The organism is Citrobacter sp. XT1-2-2 (assembly GCF_023516235.1).
In the GTDB taxonomy this organism is placed as follows: Bacteria; Pseudomonadota; Gammaproteobacteria; order Enterobacterales; family Enterobacteriaceae; genus Citrobacter; species Citrobacter werkmanii.
In genome coordinates, this window is the sequence record NZ_CP097324.1 from 2,874,264 (window position 1) to 2,891,785 (window position 17,522).

The 17,522-nt window shown below is 49.8% G+C and carries 20 protein-coding genes and 2 pseudogenes; 10 read left to right on the forward strand and 12 right to left on the reverse strand.

Translation table 11 applies throughout. The features are described 5' to 3' along the window. Positions 1 to 134: 134 nt before the first annotated feature. The 4 genes from M4I31_RS13705 (at position 135) to yibB (ending at position 2,582) form a co-directional block, all read left to right on the forward strand. The gene (locus M4I31_RS13705) at positions 135 to 407 is read left to right on the forward strand and encodes a hypothetical protein (protein ID WP_085049536.1); all 273 of its coding nucleotides are present in this window, start codon (positions 135 to 137) and stop codon (positions 405 to 407) included. 149 nt (positions 408 to 556) lie between these two features. Then, complete coding sequence (locus tag M4I31_RS13710; RefSeq protein WP_085049537.1) at positions 557 to 1,096, forward strand: cytochrome b; 540 nt, start codon at positions 557 to 559, stop codon at positions 1,094 to 1,096. Between the two features lie 200 nt (positions 1,097 to 1,296). After that, positions 1,297 to 1,539 carry a DinI-like family protein gene (locus tag M4I31_RS13715; protein ID WP_085049538.1) on the forward strand — a complete coding sequence of 81 codons (243 nt, stop codon included), beginning with the start codon at positions 1,297 to 1,299 and terminating at the stop codon, positions 1,537 to 1,539. A 185-nt stretch (positions 1,540 to 1,724) separates the two neighbouring features. Next, the gene (yibB, locus tag M4I31_RS13720; RefSeq protein WP_085049539.1) at positions 1,725 to 2,582 is read left to right on the forward strand and encodes a protein YibB; all 858 of its coding nucleotides are present in this window, start codon (positions 1,725 to 1,727) and stop codon (positions 2,580 to 2,582) included. 253 nt (positions 2,583 to 2,835) lie between these two features. On the opposite strand, the pseudogene M4I31_RS13725 reads toward yibB, so the two are convergent. The 11 genes and pseudogenes from M4I31_RS13725 to M4I31_RS13775 all read right to left on the reverse strand — a co-directional run. Then, positions 2,836 to 2,999 (reverse strand): annotated as a pseudogene (locus tag M4I31_RS13725) (NADP-dependent isocitrate dehydrogenase); the annotation flags it as partial. Positions 3,000 to 3,305: 306 nt separating this feature from the next. After that, positions 3,306 to 4,265, reverse strand: coding sequence for a DUF523 and DUF1722 domain-containing protein (locus tag M4I31_RS13730; protein WP_085049540.1), 960 nt, complete (start codon positions 4,263 to 4,265; stop codon positions 3,306 to 3,308). Between the two features lie 13 nt (positions 4,266 to 4,278). After that, on the reverse strand, positions 4,279 to 4,809 hold the full coding sequence (locus M4I31_RS13735; RefSeq protein WP_161668039.1) for a DUF3833 domain-containing protein: 531 nt from the start codon (positions 4,807 to 4,809) through the stop codon (positions 4,279 to 4,281). Further along, on the reverse strand, positions 4,806 to 5,333 hold the full coding sequence (locus M4I31_RS13740) for a hypothetical protein (protein ID WP_085049542.1): 528 nt from the start codon (positions 5,331 to 5,333) through the stop codon (positions 4,806 to 4,808). Before M4I31_RS13740 ends, M4I31_RS13735 begins: the two co-directional genes overlap by 4 nt. Further along, positions 5,333 to 5,815 (reverse strand): DUF2878 domain-containing protein, encoded by a 483-nt coding sequence (locus tag M4I31_RS13745; RefSeq protein ID WP_085049543.1) that lies wholly within the window; start codon positions 5,813 to 5,815, stop codon positions 5,333 to 5,335. The genes M4I31_RS13740 and M4I31_RS13745 overlap by 1 nt, the downstream gene beginning before the upstream one ends. Beyond that, positions 5,812 to 7,032 (reverse strand): cyclopropane-fatty-acyl-phospholipid synthase family protein, encoded by a 1,221-nt coding sequence (locus tag M4I31_RS13750; RefSeq protein ID WP_085049544.1) that lies wholly within the window; start codon positions 7,030 to 7,032, stop codon positions 5,812 to 5,814. Before M4I31_RS13750 ends, M4I31_RS13745 begins: the two co-directional genes overlap by 4 nt. Beyond that, positions 7,029 to 7,751, reverse strand: a complete 723-nt coding sequence (locus M4I31_RS13755; RefSeq protein WP_085049545.1) for a DUF1365 domain-containing protein — start codon at positions 7,749 to 7,751, stop codon at positions 7,029 to 7,031. Before M4I31_RS13755 ends, M4I31_RS13750 begins: the two co-directional genes overlap by 4 nt. A gap of 1 nt (position 7,752) precedes the next feature. After that, complete coding sequence (locus tag M4I31_RS13760) at positions 7,753 to 9,009, reverse strand: NAD(P)/FAD-dependent oxidoreductase (protein ID WP_085049546.1); 1,257 nt, start codon at positions 9,007 to 9,009, stop codon at positions 7,753 to 7,755. After that, a complete protein-coding gene (locus tag M4I31_RS13765; RefSeq protein ID WP_085049547.1) occupies positions 9,006 to 9,725 on the reverse strand; it encodes an SDR family NAD(P)-dependent oxidoreductase in 720 nt (239 codons plus the stop codon). Before M4I31_RS13765 ends, M4I31_RS13760 begins: the two co-directional genes overlap by 4 nt. Beyond that, positions 9,722 to 10,156: a nuclear transport factor 2 family protein gene (locus tag M4I31_RS13770; protein ID WP_038639921.1), complete on the reverse strand. Its 435-nt coding sequence runs from the start codon at positions 10,154 to 10,156 to the stop codon at positions 9,722 to 9,724. Before M4I31_RS13770 ends, M4I31_RS13765 begins: the two co-directional genes overlap by 4 nt. A 204-nt stretch (positions 10,157 to 10,360) precedes the next feature. Next, the gene (locus M4I31_RS13775; protein WP_085049548.1) at positions 10,361 to 11,089 is read right to left on the reverse strand and encodes a MerR family transcriptional regulator; all 729 of its coding nucleotides are present in this window, start codon (positions 11,087 to 11,089) and stop codon (positions 10,361 to 10,363) included. A 47-nt stretch (positions 11,090 to 11,136) separates the two neighbouring features. Between M4I31_RS13775 and M4I31_RS13780 the strand changes: the two are divergent. Further along, a pseudogene (locus M4I31_RS13780) lies at positions 11,137 to 11,283 on the forward strand (integrase); the annotation flags it as partial. Positions 11,284 to 11,382: 99 nt separating this feature from the next. On the opposite strand, the gene icd reads toward M4I31_RS13780, so the two are convergent. Next, a complete protein-coding gene (gene icd, locus M4I31_RS13785) occupies positions 11,383 to 12,633 on the reverse strand; it encodes an NADP-dependent isocitrate dehydrogenase (RefSeq protein WP_085049549.1) in 1,251 nt (416 codons plus the stop codon). A 201-nt stretch (positions 12,634 to 12,834) separates the two neighbouring features. Here icd and rluE point away from each other — a divergent pair, with 201 nt between their 5' ends. From rluE to purB, 5 genes are read left to right on the forward strand one after another with little or no spacing between them, the layout of a single operon-like run. Then, entirely contained in the window at positions 12,835 to 13,458 is a 624-nt protein-coding gene (gene rluE / locus M4I31_RS13790) for a 23S rRNA pseudouridine(2457) synthase RluE (protein ID WP_069325366.1), read from the forward strand. A gap of 9 nt (positions 13,459 to 13,467) precedes the next feature. Further along, positions 13,468 to 13,929 carry an NUDIX hydrolase gene (locus M4I31_RS13795; RefSeq protein WP_038639907.1) on the forward strand — a complete coding sequence of 154 codons (462 nt, stop codon included), beginning with the start codon at positions 13,468 to 13,470 and terminating at the stop codon, positions 13,927 to 13,929. A 53-nt stretch (positions 13,930 to 13,982) separates the two neighbouring features. Further along, a complete protein-coding gene (mnmA, locus tag M4I31_RS13800; protein ID WP_003832402.1) occupies positions 13,983 to 15,089 on the forward strand; it encodes a tRNA 2-thiouridine(34) synthase MnmA in 1,107 nt (368 codons plus the stop codon). 34 nt (positions 15,090 to 15,123) lie between these two features. Further along, positions 15,124 to 15,765 (forward strand): high frequency lysogenization protein HflD, encoded by a 642-nt coding sequence (gene hflD / locus M4I31_RS13805; protein ID WP_032940122.1) that lies wholly within the window; start codon positions 15,124 to 15,126, stop codon positions 15,763 to 15,765. Positions 15,766 to 15,768: 3 nt separating this feature from the next. After that, positions 15,769 to 17,139, forward strand: a complete 1,371-nt coding sequence (gene purB / locus M4I31_RS13810; RefSeq protein WP_038639900.1) for an adenylosuccinate lyase — start codon at positions 15,769 to 15,771, stop codon at positions 17,137 to 17,139. Positions 17,140 to 17,522 lie beyond the last annotated feature (383 nt).

Below are 17,522 nucleotides of genomic sequence, written 5' to 3' on the forward strand. Positions count from 1 at the left end.
CCAATCACATTTTTTAAATCACATCATAACGTATTGATTAATAGTAAATAATCATTGAACATTTTCAGTGCAATACCAGTATTGCACCACATTTAATTTGCTATCATATGTAGGCGTAACGAGGAGGTGAGCCAATGAAAATTTTTATTACTGACGATGGCGGAAATCTGATCCCTGTCGATGGAAAAAGCGTCGTCATCGAACTTAATAATGGCAAAACGATTGAGATAGCCGAGGAATACGGCAGAGACGACATTCCGGAAGGGATCAATCTTTGGGGAGGACGGGAACCGTCTCCTTCACTTCCTTTTGAGGAAATCAAAGCCAGAACTGAAAGCCTCGGCGTTTACCCATTAGCAGCCAATGCTCTACACGTTTTCCCGTACAAAATCTCGTCGAAAAATTGAATCCTGACAAACTCGCAGTGAACACCAATCAACTATCCGATCGTGTTACCCGAAGCAGACATAACAAAACCCTAATCTCTTAATGAAAATAAGGATTTGTTAAGCTTAATACGATACGGTTGTGGTGGCGTATCATTCGAGGAAAAATAATGAACAGATTCTCAAGACTTCAGATTCGCTTGCACTGGTTAACTCTGGTGTTTATCGCGATAACCTATGCCGCAATGGAATTTCGCGGTTGGTTTCCCAAAGGCAGTACCCTCTATCTGTTGATGAAAGAAACACACTATAATGCAGGGGTATTTGTCTGGTGTTTAATGATAATACGTTTAATTCTCAAACATAAGTATGACGATCCAGCGATCGTACCTACGCCACCCCAGTGGCAGAGGATATCAGCCAAATTAATGCATATCATGCTCTATGTCTCTTTTCTGGCGCTACCGTTATTAGGTATCTTGACGATGGCTTACGGCGGAAAGAGTTGGTATTTTTTAGGGCTAAACATTCCCGCTTTCTTTCATAGCAACGGTGAAATAAAGGCCGTCGTAAAAACTATTCATGAAACTTTGGCAAATGTAGGGTATTTCCTGATTGCAGCCCATGCTGGCGCGGCATTATTTCACCACGCCATACAGAAGGACAATACCCTTTTGCGAATGATGCCTGAGCATAAACACCTGAAATGATAATCTTAGAAACATAGGCACTAAAACACCAAGAAAGCATTAGTTTATTTATTAGTCATCATAATGCTTATGTTTCTTTCTCTCTCCTCATTACATTATCATCGCCAGGCGACGTCAATTCGTATTGACGTCGCCCCTTGTATATCAGATAAAAACACAGTATAAGTACTGTATGTTTATACAGATAAAGGAAAGTAACAATGTTCGTGGAACTCGTTTATGACAAAAGGAATTTTGATGGTCTGCCAGGCGCAAAAGAGATCATTCTGGGCGAATTGAGAAAGAGAGTGCAGCGGATCTTTCCAGATGCTGATGTCCGGGTTAAACCGATGCTGACTCTACCAGCGATCAACACTGACGCCAGTAAGCACGAGAAAGAACAGATTAGTCGCACTGTTCAGGAAATGTTTGAAGAAGCCGATATGTGGCTGCTTTCAGATTAAACGCCTTAATTCACTGCCGGAGAAGTACAATCTGCGCGGTTGGTAACAATTATTTATCATTTTACATAGCACATTATGCTTCCTGCTTCATATTGATACTGTTAGAATACCACATTACTACAGATGTAAAAAATATATTTCCCATAATCAAATAGTTATTGGATTGAAAAACGGACTACATAAAAATGAATTCATCTATTACCATTGTTACAGCATTTTTCGATATCGGGAGGGGAAACTGGACCAGCGAAAAAGGCTTTGCACCTTATTTAGAGCGAAAATCAGAAACTTATATCGAATATTTTAAGAACCTTTCAACCCTTGAAAATGAAATGATCATTTTCACTTCCAGTGATTTAAAACCCAAAATTGAAAAAATAAGAGAAGGCAAACCTACCACCGTTGTAACGCTTGACATCAACAAAAAATTTAGAAATATTAAAAAAAGAATTAATGATATTCAGAGCAGCGATGAGTTCAAATCAAAAATTGAAGAACGTCAACTACGGAATCCTGAGTATTGGTCCGCCGATTATGTTTTAGTTTGTAATCTCAAAACTTTCTTTATAAAAAAAGCCATTGATCTCAAATTAATTAATAGTGAAATGATCGCATGGGTCGATTTTGGCTATTGTCGTACACAAGAAATGACAAGAGGGTTATCACAATGGAGCTATCCATTTGATAAAAATAAAATAAATCTTTTTACCATCAAAAGATGGCTTAATCCCAAAAGTATTAATCAGGTTTACGATTACATGATTAAAAACCGCTCATTCATTATAGGCGGGGCTATTGTTGCAACTCAGGAAAATTGGCTGAAATTTTACAACCTTGTTTGTCGCTGCCAAATACAAACCTTAAAACATAAGATTGTAGATGATGATCAAGGTATATTTATCATGTGTTATTATTATAAACCAGAGTTAATGAAATTAAATTATCTCGGTAAAAATAGATGGCTGTACTTATTCAGAATGTTTGGAAAAAAAGATTTAAAGACATTATTATTAAGAAGTAAAGTCTTAATTCGCGGAAAATAAAACCTCTAGACATGATTAATATCGGTAGCAAATAACCGCACTATGATATAAACGCTGACTTTAGCCAGCGTTTATTATTGTGATTAAACCTCAAATAGCATATTTTCTAATAACATTTATGTATATTTTTAGATAACAAAATAAAGTCAACATCAATTAATTACATGAATATATTGAAATTACTGGAAAAATATCCCAGGCATAAAAAACGGGAAACTCTCGGCTCCCGTTCTCACACCACCCAGAATCTGGATTACATGTTTTCGATGATCGCATAACCAAACTCTGAACATTTCAGCAGCTTAGCTGCCGTCCATCAGACGTTCAAAGTCATAGGTTACGGTCGTTGATTGCGCCGTCCATACCTTTAACGATCAGGTCAGCCGCTTCGACCCAACCCATATGGCGCAGCATGATATTGCTAAATATCATAGCAATTATTTAATATAGGTTGAAATTATCATGCTTTCTGTTATCAAAAACAACCCGCAACTACTTTTACAACTCATTGATTATCAAAAATTTGATTTTAGTTTGGGGAAGCATTTTCGCCAAGAATCCATGTTTTTTCACACCAGTACTTTCAACACACTTCCATTAATGGCAGACCTCGATGGTAAGATTTCACTGTCGCTGACGTCTACTATGAGCGAAGAGTGGTAATTAAAGATTTCGAACACGACATAAATTATCACTCTGCTCGGTTCTGTTTCTCAGTCATGATCAATTAACAGTCAGTCGCAATGCTAATTCTTGCGGGTAGGGATCAAAGTAATTCTGCGTCAGCAGATAATCGTCCGGGTATTCCGCCAGATAATGTTTCAGCAACGTCATCGGGGCCAGGATGGGCAGTAGTCCTGCGCGGTAATGAAGGATCACCTCGCGCAACTCGCCGCGCTGACGCATTGTTAATTGATTACGGAAGTACCCCTGAATGTGCATAAGCACGTTTGTGTGGTTTTTACGTGAGGCGGGTTTCTTCAGAATTGTCATTAAATTATCCCGGTAAACCGCAAAGAAAGCCTCCAGATCCTCCCATTCATGCAGTGATGCGACAAATGGGCCAATTTGCCTGTATCCGGCCTGATGGTGAGCCAGCAATTGCAATTTATAACGGCTATGAAAATCCAGTAGAGCCCGCCGCGTCAGGCCATTTTTGCGCAGCATATTGAGCTCATGTAGCGCGAAAACCCTTTCGACGAAGTTTTCGCGTAGGACCGGATCGTGCAACCGCCCGTCTTCTTCTACCGGTAGCCACGGATATTTCTCCATCAGCGCGGCGGTAAACAGTCCCACCCCGTCTTTACGCCCGCGATTGCCTTTATCATCATATAAGCGCACACGTTCCATGCCACAACTGGGGGATTTTGCACAGACGATAAAACCGGACAGTGTGTCCAGCCCTGCCAGATACCGCTGGCAGAAGTCAGCCATTTCGTCGGTCACGTCTTCGCGAGGTGCGTGACTAAAACGCATGCGAATATCCCCGACAGTCGTTTGCACCAGGCGCAGCGCTGGCCGAGGGACAGGCAAACCTATCGCCATCTCCGGGCAAACAGGCTGGAAAGTCACCCACTGGGCTAGTTTCTCCATCGCAAATTCTGCCCGCTTATGCCCGCCGTCAAAGCGGACGGCAGAACCCGTTAAACAGCCGCTGATCCCAACGATGGGTTGCATTTTCATGACCTCTTCCTCACTATCGCGTTTTACGGGAGAAGAAAAGCGTCACCGTACCGACGGTGAGGCCAAATTTCTTCATCTCCGTTTTATTAAACAGATGGTTAGCATCCTGCATGTACATCCAGTCGTCAAAATTCAGCAACCAGGTTCTGCCGCTGGCTTTCACATTCATGCTGTAATGCCAGTTGAACGCGTTGCCCGCTGCTTGCCCCTTCGCCACGCCTTCAATGTCACCGGCAGTACCTTCGTAACGATCGGCGCTAACTTTACGGATATGCCACACCCGCTGCTGTTTCTCTCCATCGTCGTACACAAAGCGTTCGTTGAGGGTCAATGTGTCTCCCACCACATCGCCGTTAATATCGACATGGAAGCGACGAAGCTGTTTACCGCTGCGGTCCTGAATCATCCCCCATGCTTGCGTTTCTCCCTGAAAATACTGAAAGATATCCAGCGCCGGCTGCTGTTGCCGATAGTCGGCAATTTCAGCGCTACAACCAGCCACCTGCATCAGCAAGGGCAGGCTCAGGGCCAATAAACGTTTCATTTTTTACCTCCAGTAAGCTGCTGACGCAGCTCAGGATATTGCGTGCGGGAACCCAGCCAGACAGAGAGAAAGTTTTCGCTGAATGCCGCCGACTGCGGTGGGCCAAGCGGGATAAAGTGCCTTTGAGCCGCTGAAGCGCGATACCAAAACTTCCCCTGCTTATCTTGCAATACAAAAGCCAGTTGCGTACCTGGCGCAACGTCTGGCCATATCTCACTCAACATGCGTAGCCAGGACTCACTCTGCGCTTCCCGCCCGAGAATACCCTGCGCTCGCCATTGATCGCGGGTGGCATTAACCAGTTCTTGCCGTTCAATATTACGCTGATAGGTGATAATCAGTGCTTGATCCTCTTTCAGCCCGCGATAGCGCCCATCCGGCGTGCGCAGTTGTGAGGTATAGATCGTGAATGGTCCCCAGGAGAGCGTCGCATCGCCGACTTTCCGCCAGCTTAACCAGTCAGCGGCACCGGCAAAAGGCGCCGTCGCCATGACGCCCAGCAGTATCAATAAGGCAGGTTTCATTAGTGTTTCCCCATGAAAATATGAAAAAACAGCATCAACACCAGCCAGCCCGCCGCCATTAAGCCAACAACAATAAATGTTGGTTCCAGAAAAGTAATGGCCCCCAAACGCTCTCCTATCACATAGGCGATCGGCCCACCACCGGTGGCCATTATGGCCAGCAGCCATCCCGGCAAGGTAGTCGAGCAGGTAAGGTGTGTCCACAGGACAGCGAACATGAGCCAAAGCGCAACCATCCATAACGGCAACAATGCTTCGCCGTGAAAATTAATCAACCCCGTCAACGCCCACAGCGCATCCAGACCACTACCCACCGCTGCCAGCATTAACGCGTACAGACGTTGCGCAGACGGCAGCAAGAAGCAGGCCAGAATAGCCAGCCCAAGCCATAACGCCAGGCCGCGCTCACGAAATAACACCACCATGAGCCAGTACAGATCGAACCCGACAGCCAGGATAAAGACCTGTAAATGGCGGTTCATGGACGTTCCGCCGTCAGTTGCACCACGCTGATCGTGCGGGCGTTAAAACCGGCTTCGCAGTAGCCGAAGTAGTACAGCCACATACGGCGAAAACGCTCATCAAATCCCAGTTTTTCAATGTCATGCCAGGCGTGAACAAATCCTTGTCGCCAGTGCGCAAGCGTCCGGGCGTAGTCGGGCCCCATATCGAACAGATTACGAACCACAAAGTCAGTATGCTTTGTCATCAGGCCGCTCATCGCGGTGATACTGGGTAAAAAGCCCCCTGGAAAGATATAGCGCTGAATAAAATCAACGCCTTTGCTGTATTCGCGATAGCGCTGATCCTGAATGGTAATGGCCTGAATCGCCAGTTTTCCCCCACGACGCAGTCGCGCCTGGCAGGTACGGAAAAACGTCGGCAGATAACGCTGACCAACCGCTTCGATCATTTCAACCGACACCAGTTTGTCGAATTCCCCGGTCAGGTCGCGGTAGTCGCACAGCAGGACGTTGACTCTCTCCTGTAAACCTGCGCGGGCAATCCGCGCTTTCGCCCAGGCAAACTGTTCCTGAGACAGGGTCGTGGTGGTTACACGGCAACCGTAATGGCGGGCGGCGTATTCCGCCATCGCCCCCCAACCAGTACCAATCTCCAGCAGGTGGTCATTCGCGGTCAGTGCCAGTTGCTCGCAAAGCCGCGCCATTTTGGCCTGCTGAGCCTGCGCTAAAGACTGCTCGGGGCGGGTGAATAAGGCGCTGGAATAGAGTAAATCCTCATCAAGAAAGTGCGCGTAAAATACATTGCCGAGATCGTAATGCGCGGCAATGTTTTCTCTTGCTTGTTGCCGATGGTTGCGACGCGTCCAGTGACGTAAACGCTCGGCGGGTCGGCCAAGCAGGCGAAAACCGCTTTCCAGGCGTCCCAGTAGGGTGCTGTTAAGCGCAAATATTTGCAGTAACGGCGTGAGCTGTTGCGTTTCCCACTCTCCGTCCATCCAGGCCTCAGCCGCCGCAAGACTTCCGCCTTTCAGCACCCGCCAGTACACCGTGGGCGAGAGAATATGTACGTCAGCGCGTAATTCAGCTGAAACATCACCAAAGTGTAAGGTCTGCTCCCCTTCCCGCACCGTGACTGAACCCTGGCGAAGGCCGCTCAGCATGCGGAAAAGAAGCCAACGCGCCACACGCAGGTTGCGCGGAACATCAGGTTCAAGCGCAAAGACGGGATCGGTCATGATCGTTCACTCCTGCTGACGGGATGGTTGTAGAGAGGGACTCGCTTGAGCCACAGGCGTAACGCCTGCCAGTAAATCGCGAACACCGTTTTCAGCGTCATTAACGGCAGTCGTAGCAGAAACGCGCGTAAACTCGCCTGCGTCAACGGCTCGCGTTTGAGCATCAGGCTGGCATCAAAAATCTTCTCTGCCTGGTGGTTTTCGATATGCATATGCAGCGTTTTACCCGGCGGGTTAAATCGCCAGTGATAGACCATATCCATCGGGTTAAATGGCGATACATGGAACGCTTTTTCCAACGGACGCTTTTCCTGTGCGTCTACAGCGTAGTAATGTCGCTCATTCCATGGTGTATTGCGGACTTCCGCCAGTACCCAGCGCAGACGCTGTGAACGGTCATAGCAGTAGTAAAAATTGACCGGGTTAAAATGAAAACCGAAATAGCGCAGCTGTGTCAGAAGCATTACACGCCCCCCGGGATGTTCGCCCGTCAGGCAGGCAAGCTTATTCAACAAGCTCTCTCTTAACGGTGCCCCCAGCGGGTAATCCGCATCATGAAAAGCGGCCGCGGCGAAGCGATTACGTTTCACGCCCACGCCCGGAAGCTGTGCGAGTTCATCTAAATCGAGCCACGCCATAAACACCTGATAACTAAACTGGTGTGTTGCTGGCTGGAGGCGGCGATGGCGCAAAACACCGTGGTACAGGCAGCTGTTCATCTTAGCCCCCCTCTCCTGCGGCAATGCCGTGTACTACATCGAGCGCGCTACGCACGCCATCCTCATGAAAGCCGTTGTACCAATAAGCCCCGCAGAACCAGGTCCGACGCAGGCCGTTGATCTCAGTGCGGCGCGCCTGCGCGCGCCAGCTGTCGGGATTAAACAATGGGTGCTCGTAGACAAAGCGTCGCCAGACGTATCGCTCGTCAATAGGGGTGTCCGGGTTGAGGGTCACGCAGAATAGCGGGCTTCCTTCGGGTAATCCCTGGAGAATATTCATGTTATAGGTGACGCAGGCGCTGGCGCGATCTTGCCCACTCAGGCGGTAATTCCAGCTTGCCCACGCGCGTTCGCGTACCGGTAACCAGCGGCGATCGCTATGCAATACGACCTCGTTACGCTGCCAGCTAATTGCGCCCAGCACGTCGAGTTCTGCGGGGGTGGCATCACCAAGCACGACCAGAGCCTGCGAAGAATGACAAGCGAAGATCACCTGATCAAACGTCTGTACTGATCCTGCCAACTGGATTTTGACGCCGCTGTCGTGACGAATAACCTGCTGAACAGGCGCATTGAGGTGCAATGCCAGACGCTCACCCAGCTTCGCCAGCATAACGCGAATGTACTCGCGCGATCCGCCTGGCACCACGTACCACTGCGGACGATGCCAGATATCCAGCAGGCCGTGGTGTTCAAAGAAGTGTAAGAACAGCGGCAACGGAAAACGGCGCATCTCCTGTAGCGAAGATGACCAGATGGCTGCGCCCATCGGCAGAATATAATGACGCGCAAAGAACGCGCTGAAGTGGTGCTGGTCGAGGAAGGTCTGTAGCGTGGCGTTTGCATCGACATCATTCAATGCCCGTTTAGCCAGACGATTAAAACGGACAATCTCTTTCAGCATTCCCCAAAATGCGGGTTTGAGCAGGTTCTGACGTTGGGCGAACAAGGAAGTCAGCGTATGACCGCTGTACTCCATACCGCTTTGCGTATTATGCACCGAAAAACTCATCTGCGTTTTTTGCCCCTGGATACCGAGTTCACTCAGCAAGCCCATAAAACGCGGATAAGTTCGGTCGTTGTAGACGATAAAGCCGCTATCAATCGCGAAATTCCCCTGTGGAGTCGCTATATCTACCGTCGCAGTATGGCCGCCAGGGGTCGACGCCGCTTCAAAAAGCGTCACCTGATGATGTCCGGCCAGACGCCAGGCGCAGGTTAATCCGGCAATACCACTGCCAATGATAGCAATTTTCATGAACGCACCATCCTGCGCAGCAACGCGCGCTGGAGACTCTCAGGCAGCCCGGCCAACAGACGCAGCAACACGCCAAAACCTGTCGGGAAGGCAATACTCTTTTTTCCTTTCGCCAGGCCACGGCGAATAGCCTTCACCGCCTGCTCTACACTCACCTGCCCGGGCATAGGAAAATCGTTTTTACGGGTAAGCGGGGTATCAACAAATCCTGGCGAAACGACGGTCACGGCAATACCTTTTGGCTCCCAGTCCAGACGCAAACTATTGCCAAACCAGGTCAGCGCAGCTTTAGACGCACCATAGGCTTCCGCCCGTGGGAACGGCAGCCAGTGCGCCATCGAACTGACCAGCACCACGCGGTTGCCGGAAGTTAACTGCGGCTGAAGCGCTGCCAGGCAGTTGATGGGGCCCTGATAATTCGCCGCCATCACCCGTTCAATCTTCCCTGCATCTATCCAGCCGTGGTCGAGATATTCGCAAGTTCCGGCACAGAGAATAACCAGTTCGGGTTTGCAGTCCGCCAACGCCTGGCGACAGGCGTCCCTGTCTGTCATATCGAACAGGCGTACTGTGATGTTGGCGTGGGATTGGCGCAGTTGTTCCAGCCTTTCGGGATTGCGGCCACAGGCAATCACGTGACAGCCGTCATCGGCCCATGATTTTGCAAGCCCGGCGCCAATCCCAGAACTTGCGCCAGTAATGAGGACAGTCATCATGCGCGCACCCTCCTTTTAACGTGGCGAACGGCCCAACCCAACAGCGGCAGATGCTCATAGAGCATCTCACCGGCATCGTAATAATCACGCTGGCGAAAAATCTTCTCGCCATGTGTCTCGACCATTGAACATCCCGGCAAAGATCGTATTTCTCCGCCAGCAATACGCGGATGCGACCAGTACATTGTCCACGTCACGGCAAACCGCCCGGTCTCACACAGTGGAGGGTCAATGGCAAAACGGCAGGCGTTCACATTCGCCAGGAGATGCGAGAAATAGCGCTGAATGGCAAACAGCCCGTTATGTTCCCCGAAGGGATCGACAAGTACCGCGTGCACGTCGTACAACCCGGCAAGCGCGGGGACGGGCTGGCGATCCAAACTGGCGTAGTAATCCACAAACCTGTCGATAACGGATGGCGGTGCGCGCATAGCTCTTACCCTTGTGTGAACCACATTACGTAGACGGTATAATTAAAACTTACACAAATACTTTAATTTGTCCAAGTTTATACTAAAAAATAATTATAAATTCATTTAATTCAACAAATTAAAATTTATTATTTTTGAGAGAATTTATTCGTAAGCCACTAAGGTAGTGGCCAATCAACACACAAGAAAGGTAATGACAGAGGATTAAAGCGGGATCACTTCGAGGGAGTTGACCTGCTGTTGCCAGAGGTCTATCTGTTTTTTGCGCGCTACGGTGAGTTTGCTGGACGTCACCAACAGCCATTTGCGATCGGGGAAAATTTCAGGCGCAAGCATCGCGGGCGGTACAGGAAGCACATCAATGCGATGTCCCTGTCCAGTGCGACCAAGCGCTTCAAGCCAGATCTCGCAGGGGTCGGTAAGATGCCAGCCTGTAATCAGGTAGTTATCGCCCGGCGCACGCTTATCCCCTTCCAGGCAAAACGAGGTGTAAGAAATAATAATACCATCAAGGATTTCACGCAGCGTCATGATAGCCGGCACGTTAGCTGATACCTGGCTTCGCAGAGGACGCAGCACCTCGCTCACCAGTTCAGGGCGGGGATATTCGCGGCCGGCATCATAAATAAGCTGGCGCAGAGATTCTATTTTCCCTTCGTTCAGGCGCTGCAGCATACTCTCTTGCAGAGCGAGCCAGTTATTCGTTCGCCGGGCACCAGGGCGGGACAGCAACGGTTTAACCTGGCTTATCGGTACGCCTTTTTTCACCCAATCGAGAATTTTAAGCGCCTGTTGGATATCGTCATCGCTATACAACCGGTGCCCACCATCCGTACGCTGTGGTTTGAGAAGTCCATAACGACGTTGCCAGGCACGCAGCGTTGTGGCGGTTATTCCACAAAGCCGCGCAAATTCACCGATGGAATAGGACATACAGAGCACCGAATAACCAAGAATACTTTCAATATACTACGAACCTCGAGCAACAATCACTTGCAGAAAGAAGATATAAAACACAAGGGATTGATATCCAGAAATTATTGGAACATAAATCAAGAGAAATGACAGACAAATATCACGACGACAGGGGTAAGGATTGGACTGTTGTCGAAGTAAAAACAGGGTGAGCACGCCTGGTTTTTGGGGAAACGTTTTGGGGAACAATGTTACAGGCATAAAAAACGGGACCCTCACGGCTCCCGTTCTCACACAACCCAGAATCTGGATTACATGTTTTCGATGATCGCGTCACCAAACTCTGAACATTTCAGCAGCTTAGCGCCGTCCATCAGACGTTCGAAGTCATAGGTTACGGTCTTGGCGTTAATCGCGCCTTCCATACCTTTAACGATCAGGTCAGCCGCTTCGGTCCAACCCATGTGGCGCAGCATCATTTCAGCAGACAGAATGATGGAACCTGGGTTCACTTTATCCTGGCCTGCGTACTTCGGTGCAGTACCATGGGTCGCTTCGAACAGCGCACATTCGTCACCGATGTTCGCGCCTGGCGCGATACCAATACCACCCACCTGTGCTGCCAACGCATCAGAGATGTAGTCGCCGTTCAGGTTCATACAAGCAATCACATCGTACTCAGCAGGACGCAGCAGGATCTGTTGCAGGAACGCATCGGCGATAACGTCCTTAACCACGATTTCTTTGCCGGATTTCGGGTTCTTGATTTTCACCCACGGGCCGCCATCGATCAATTCACCACCGAATTCTTCACGCGCTAACTGGTAACCCCAGTCTTTGAACGCGCCTTCAGTGAACTTCATGATGTTACCTTTATGTACCAGGGTAACAGAATCGCGATCGTTCGCGATGGCATATTCGATCGCCGCACGAACCAGACGCTTGGTCCCTTCTTCGGAACACGGTTTGATACCAATACCACAATGTTCCGGGAAGCGAATTTTCTTCACGCCCATTTCTTCACGCAGGAATTTAATCACTTTCTCAGCATCTGCGGAGTCTGCTTTCCACTCGATACCCGCATAGATATCTTCGGAGTTTTCACGGAAGATAACCATGTCGGTCAGTTCAGGGTGTTTAACCGGGCTTGGCGTACCCTGGTAATAACGCACCGGGCGCAGGCAGACATACAGGTCAAGTTCCTGACGCAGAGCAACGTTCAGAGAGCGAATACCGCCGCCAACTGGCGTGGTCAGTGGACCTTTGATGGCAACACGATATTCACGAATCAGATCAAGAGTTTCAGCAGGCAGCCAGACGTCCTGGCCATAAACCTGAGTGGATTTCTCGCCGGTGTAGATTTCCATCCAGGAGATTTTACGCTCGCCTTTATAGGCTTTCTTGACAGCAGCATCGACAACTTTGATCATCGGTGGGGTTACATCAACGCCGATACCGTCGCCTTCAATGAACGGGATAATCGGATTTTCAGGAACGTTGAGTTTGCCGTTTTGCAGGGTGATCTTCTTACCTTCCGCCGGAACAACTACTTTGCTTTCCATTCACCTCTCCTTCGAGCGCTTCTGGTTTGCTCGTCTGTCATCGCGCTGCATGTGCATTGGCGTCCTGCTGCACGACTGCGTTAGAGCAATTTTTTGTTAATGATTTGTAATGATCGTGTCAATACTACCCTATTGTTCGTCGCCATGAAAGACACTCGTTCTTAGGCTATAATGCGGCAATTGATATAATCTGAAAATACCATGCAAAAAACTTCTTTTAGAAATCACCAAGTTAAGCGATTCAGCTCACGACAAGTCACTAAACAGCGTAAAGAAAACCAGCCAAAACGCGTGGTTTTGTTCAATAAACCCTACGATGTTTTGCCACAATTTACTGACGAAGCGGGACGCAAAACGTTAAAAGATTTTATTCCCGTGCAAGGCGTGTATGCTGCGGGTCGTTTGGATCGGGACAGTGAAGGGCTTTTAGTGCTGACCAACGATGGCGCATTACAGGCGCGGTTAACGCAGCCCGGCAAGCGCACAGGGAAAATTTATTATGTTCAGGTTGAGGGTGAACCTACGCCCGAAGCGCTGGAAGCCCTGCGCACTGGCGTAACGCTCAACGATGGCCCTACACTGCCCGCAGGAATTCAAATGGTAGAAGAACCTGCCTGGCTGTGGCCGAGAAACCCGCCCATTCGTGAACGGAAGAATATTCCCACCAGTTGGCTAAAAGTCACCTTATATGAAGGCCGCAACCGTCAGGTACGTCGGATGACGGCGCATGTTGGGTTTCCTACGCTGCGCCTCATACGCTATGCCATGGGCGATTACACACTGGAAAATCTCGCTAACGGCGAATGGCGGGATGCAACTGTATAAGGAAGCTGTATGTTCAAACCACACGTCACGGTCGCCTGCATTGTGCATGCAGAAGATAAATTTTTAGTGGTTGAGGAAACCATCAACGGCAAAGCTTTGTGGAATCAACCTGCCGGGCACCTGGAAGCGGACGAAACTCTGGTGCAGGCCGCCGCTCGTGAGCTATGGGAAGAGACAGGCATCAACGCACAACCGCAGCACTTCATTCGAATGCATCAATGGATTGCGCCGGACAAAACGCCCTTTTTACGTTTTCTGTTTTCTATCGAACTTGCCAATATGTGCGCTACTGAACCTCATGACAGTGATATAGATTGCTGTCGCTGGGTCAGCGCAGAAGAGATTCTTTCAGCGCCAAATCTGCGCTCGCCGCTGGTTGCCGAGAGTATTCTCTGTTACCAGAGTGGAGAGCGCTATCCGCTGGCAACGATCGGCGAATTTAACTGGCCGTTTACAGAGGGTGTCAAGTAAAGGGCTGCGTGCTAGAATATGCCGCCTTGAAGTTCAATGTCGTGAGTATTCCTATGTCTGAAAGCCCAAAAAAAGTGATCGTCGGCATGTCCGGCGGTGTCGATTCTTCCGTATCTGCCTGGTTGTTGCAACAACAGGGTTATCAGGTAGAAGGCCTGTTCATGAAGAACTGGGAAGAGGACGATGGCGAGGAATATTGCACAGCGGCTGCCGACCTCGCGGATGCACAGGCTGTTTGCGACAAACTCGGCATTGAACTGCATACCGTTAACTTTGCTGCAGAATACTGGGACAACGTCTTTGAACTGTTCCTGGAAGAGTACAAAGCGGGTCGTACGCCGAACCCGGATATTCTGTGCAATAAAGAAATCAAATTTAAAGCCTTCCTTGAGTTTGCCGCCGAAGATTTAGGTGCCGATTACATCGCCACCGGTCACTACGTACGCCGCGCGGATGTCGACGGAAAAAGCCGCCTGCTGCGAGGGCTCGATGGCAATAAAGACCAGAGCTATTTCCTCTACACGCTCGGCCATGAGCAAATCGCGCAAAGCCTGTTCCCGGTTGGCGAACTGGAAAAACCACAGGTGCGTAAAATTGCCGAAGATCTCGGACTAATTACGGCCAAGAAAAAAGACTCCACCGGTATCTGCTTCATCGGCGAACGCAAGTTCCGCGAATTTCTTGGTCGCTACCTGCCCGCTCAGCCAGGTAAAATCATCACCGTTGACGGTGAAGAGATTGGCCAGCACCAGGGGCTGATGTACCACACTCTGGGCCAACGTAAAGGTCTGGGCATTGGCGGTACAAAAGAAGGGACGGAAGATCCATGGTATGTGGTGGATAAAGATGTTGAGAACAACATTCTGGTTGTCGCTCAGGGTCACGAACACCCACGTCTGATGTCCGTTGGTCTGGTGGCGCAACAGCTGCATTGGGTCGATCGCGAACCGTTCACCGGCACCATGCGCTGCACGGTGAAAACCCGTTATCGTCAGACCGACATTCCGTGCACCGTTAAAGCGCTGGATGCTGAACGTATTGAAGTCATTTTCGACGAACCTGTCGCGGCGGTAACGCCGGGTCAGTCGGCTGTCTTTTACAATGGCGAAGTCTGCCTCGGCGGCGGAATTATCGAACAACGCCTGCCTTTGCCGGTCTAATTATTTACACATTTGATACAAGGAAGCAGTGAACGTGGCAAAGAACTATTATGACATCACCCTCGCCCTGGCAGGTATATGCCAGTCGGCACGCCTGGTGCAAGAACTGGCGCACCAGGGGCATTGTGATGCCGATGCGTTACACGTTTCGCTCAACAGTATCATCGACATGAACCCCAGCTCTACGCTTGGGGTTTTTGGCGGGAGTGAAGCTAACCTGCGACTTGGCCTTGAAACGTTGCTCGGCGTGCTCAACGCCAGCAGTCGTCAGGGGCTGAATGCGGAACTCACCCGCTACACGTTAAGCCTGATGGTACTGGAGCGTAAGCTGTCAGCTGCCAAAGGCGCTATGGACACGCTGGGAGACCGTATCAACGGCTTGCAGCGCCAGTTGGACCATTTTGATTTGCAGTCAGAAACGCTGATGAGCGCAATGGCCGGCATTTATGTTGACGTCATCAGCCCACTCGGCCCGCGTATTCAGGTTACGGGTTCTCCTGCCATCCTTCAGAGCCCGCAGGTTCAGGCCAAAGTACGCGCTTCGCTACTGGCTGGCATTCGTGCAGCAGTGCTCTGGCATCAGGTTGGTGGAGGCCGTCTGCAACTCATGTTTTCTCGTAATCGCCTGACGACTCAGGCAAAACAAATTCTTGCTCATTTAACCCCGGAGTTGTGATCTATGGAATTATCCTCACTGACCGCCGTTTCCCCTGTCGATGGACGCTACGGCGATAAAGTCAGCGCGCTGCGCGGGATTTTCAGCGAATACGGTTTGCTGAAATTCCGTGTACAGGTTGAAGTACGCTGGCTGCAAAAACTGGCCGCGCACGCAGCGATCAAGGAAGTTCCTGCTTTTGCTGCCGACGCAATCGGTTTCCTTGATGCGATCGTCGCTAACTTCAATGAAGAAGATGCTGCGCGCATCAAAACCATTGAGCGTACGACCAACCATGATGTGAAGGCAGTTGAGTATTTCCTGAAAGAAAAAGTGGCTGATATCCCGGAACTGCATGCCGTTTCCGAGTTTATTCACTTCGCGTGTACGTCAGAAGACATCAACAACCTGTCTCACGCGCTGATGCTGAAAACCGCTCGCGACGAAGTGGTCCTGCCGTACTGGCGTAAGCTTATCGACGCAGTGAAAGATCTGTCCGTACAGTATCGCGATATCCCTCTGCTCTCCCGTACCCACGGTCAACCCGCCACCCCATCCACGCTGGGCAAAGAAATGGCGAACGTGGCCTACCGTATGGAGCGCCAGTACCGCCAGCTTAACCAGGTCGAAATTCTCGGTAAAATCAACGGCGCCGTCGGTAACTATAACGCCCACATCGCCGCTTACCCGGAAGTAGACTGGCATCAGTTCAGCGAAGAGTTTGTTACGTCGCTGGGCATCCAGTGGAACCCTTACACCACGCAGATTGAACCGCACGACTACATTGCCGAGCTGTTTGATTGCATCGCCCGTTTCAACACTATCCTGATTGACTTTGACCGCGATGTCTGGGGTTACGTGGCGCTGAACCATTTCAAACAGAAAACTATCGCCGGTGAGATCGGTTCCTCCACCATGCCGCACAAGGTTAACCCAATCGATTTCGAAAACTCCGAAGGTAACCTGGGTCTGTCTAACGCGGTTCTGCAACACCTGGCGAGCAAACTGCCGGTTTCCCGCTGGCAGCGCGACCTGACGGACTCTACCGTTCTGCGCAACCTGGGTGTCGGTATTGGCTATGCGCTGATCGCGTATCAGTCCACGCTGAAGGGCGTGAGCAAACTGGAAGTCAATCGCGAGCATCTGCTTGATGAACTGGACCATAACTGGGAAGTGCTGGCCGAACCTATTCAGACCGTAATGCGTCGCTATGGCATTGAAAAACCGTACGAGAAGCTGAAAGAGCTGACGCGCGGTAAACGCGTTGACGCCGAAGGTATGAAACAGTTTATCGATGGCCTGGCCCTGCCGGAAGACGAGAAAACTCGCCTGAAAGCGATGACACCAGCCAACTATATTGGTCGCGCCATCACCATGGTTGATGAACTGAAGTAATCTGGTTTGTGCCGGACGGCGGTTTCGTCAGTTCCGGCCTCCAGTTGATGTTATATTGAAGCCGGATAAGCGTCAGCGCCTTCCGGCTTTTTCGCCAGTGATAGCCTCCCTTCCCCCGGTTTATTAAATGTTTATCCCCACAGCCACATAATCAGCGTTAAACTATAAAATTGATTTTGTAAATTCAGTAAATACAGTTAATTATTATAAAATCAATCAGTTAATAAAAAACCGTCTTGGACAATTGCGGGCAATGTAAGCCATTTCATCGCCCCAAATCATGCCCCAAACTGATTTTTGCCCCCAAATTTGCCCCCAAAAAAGTAAAAATGGGTAGAGGTCTATCGGCCATTTAGCAACTTCGAGAAGCTAAAAGCCATAAT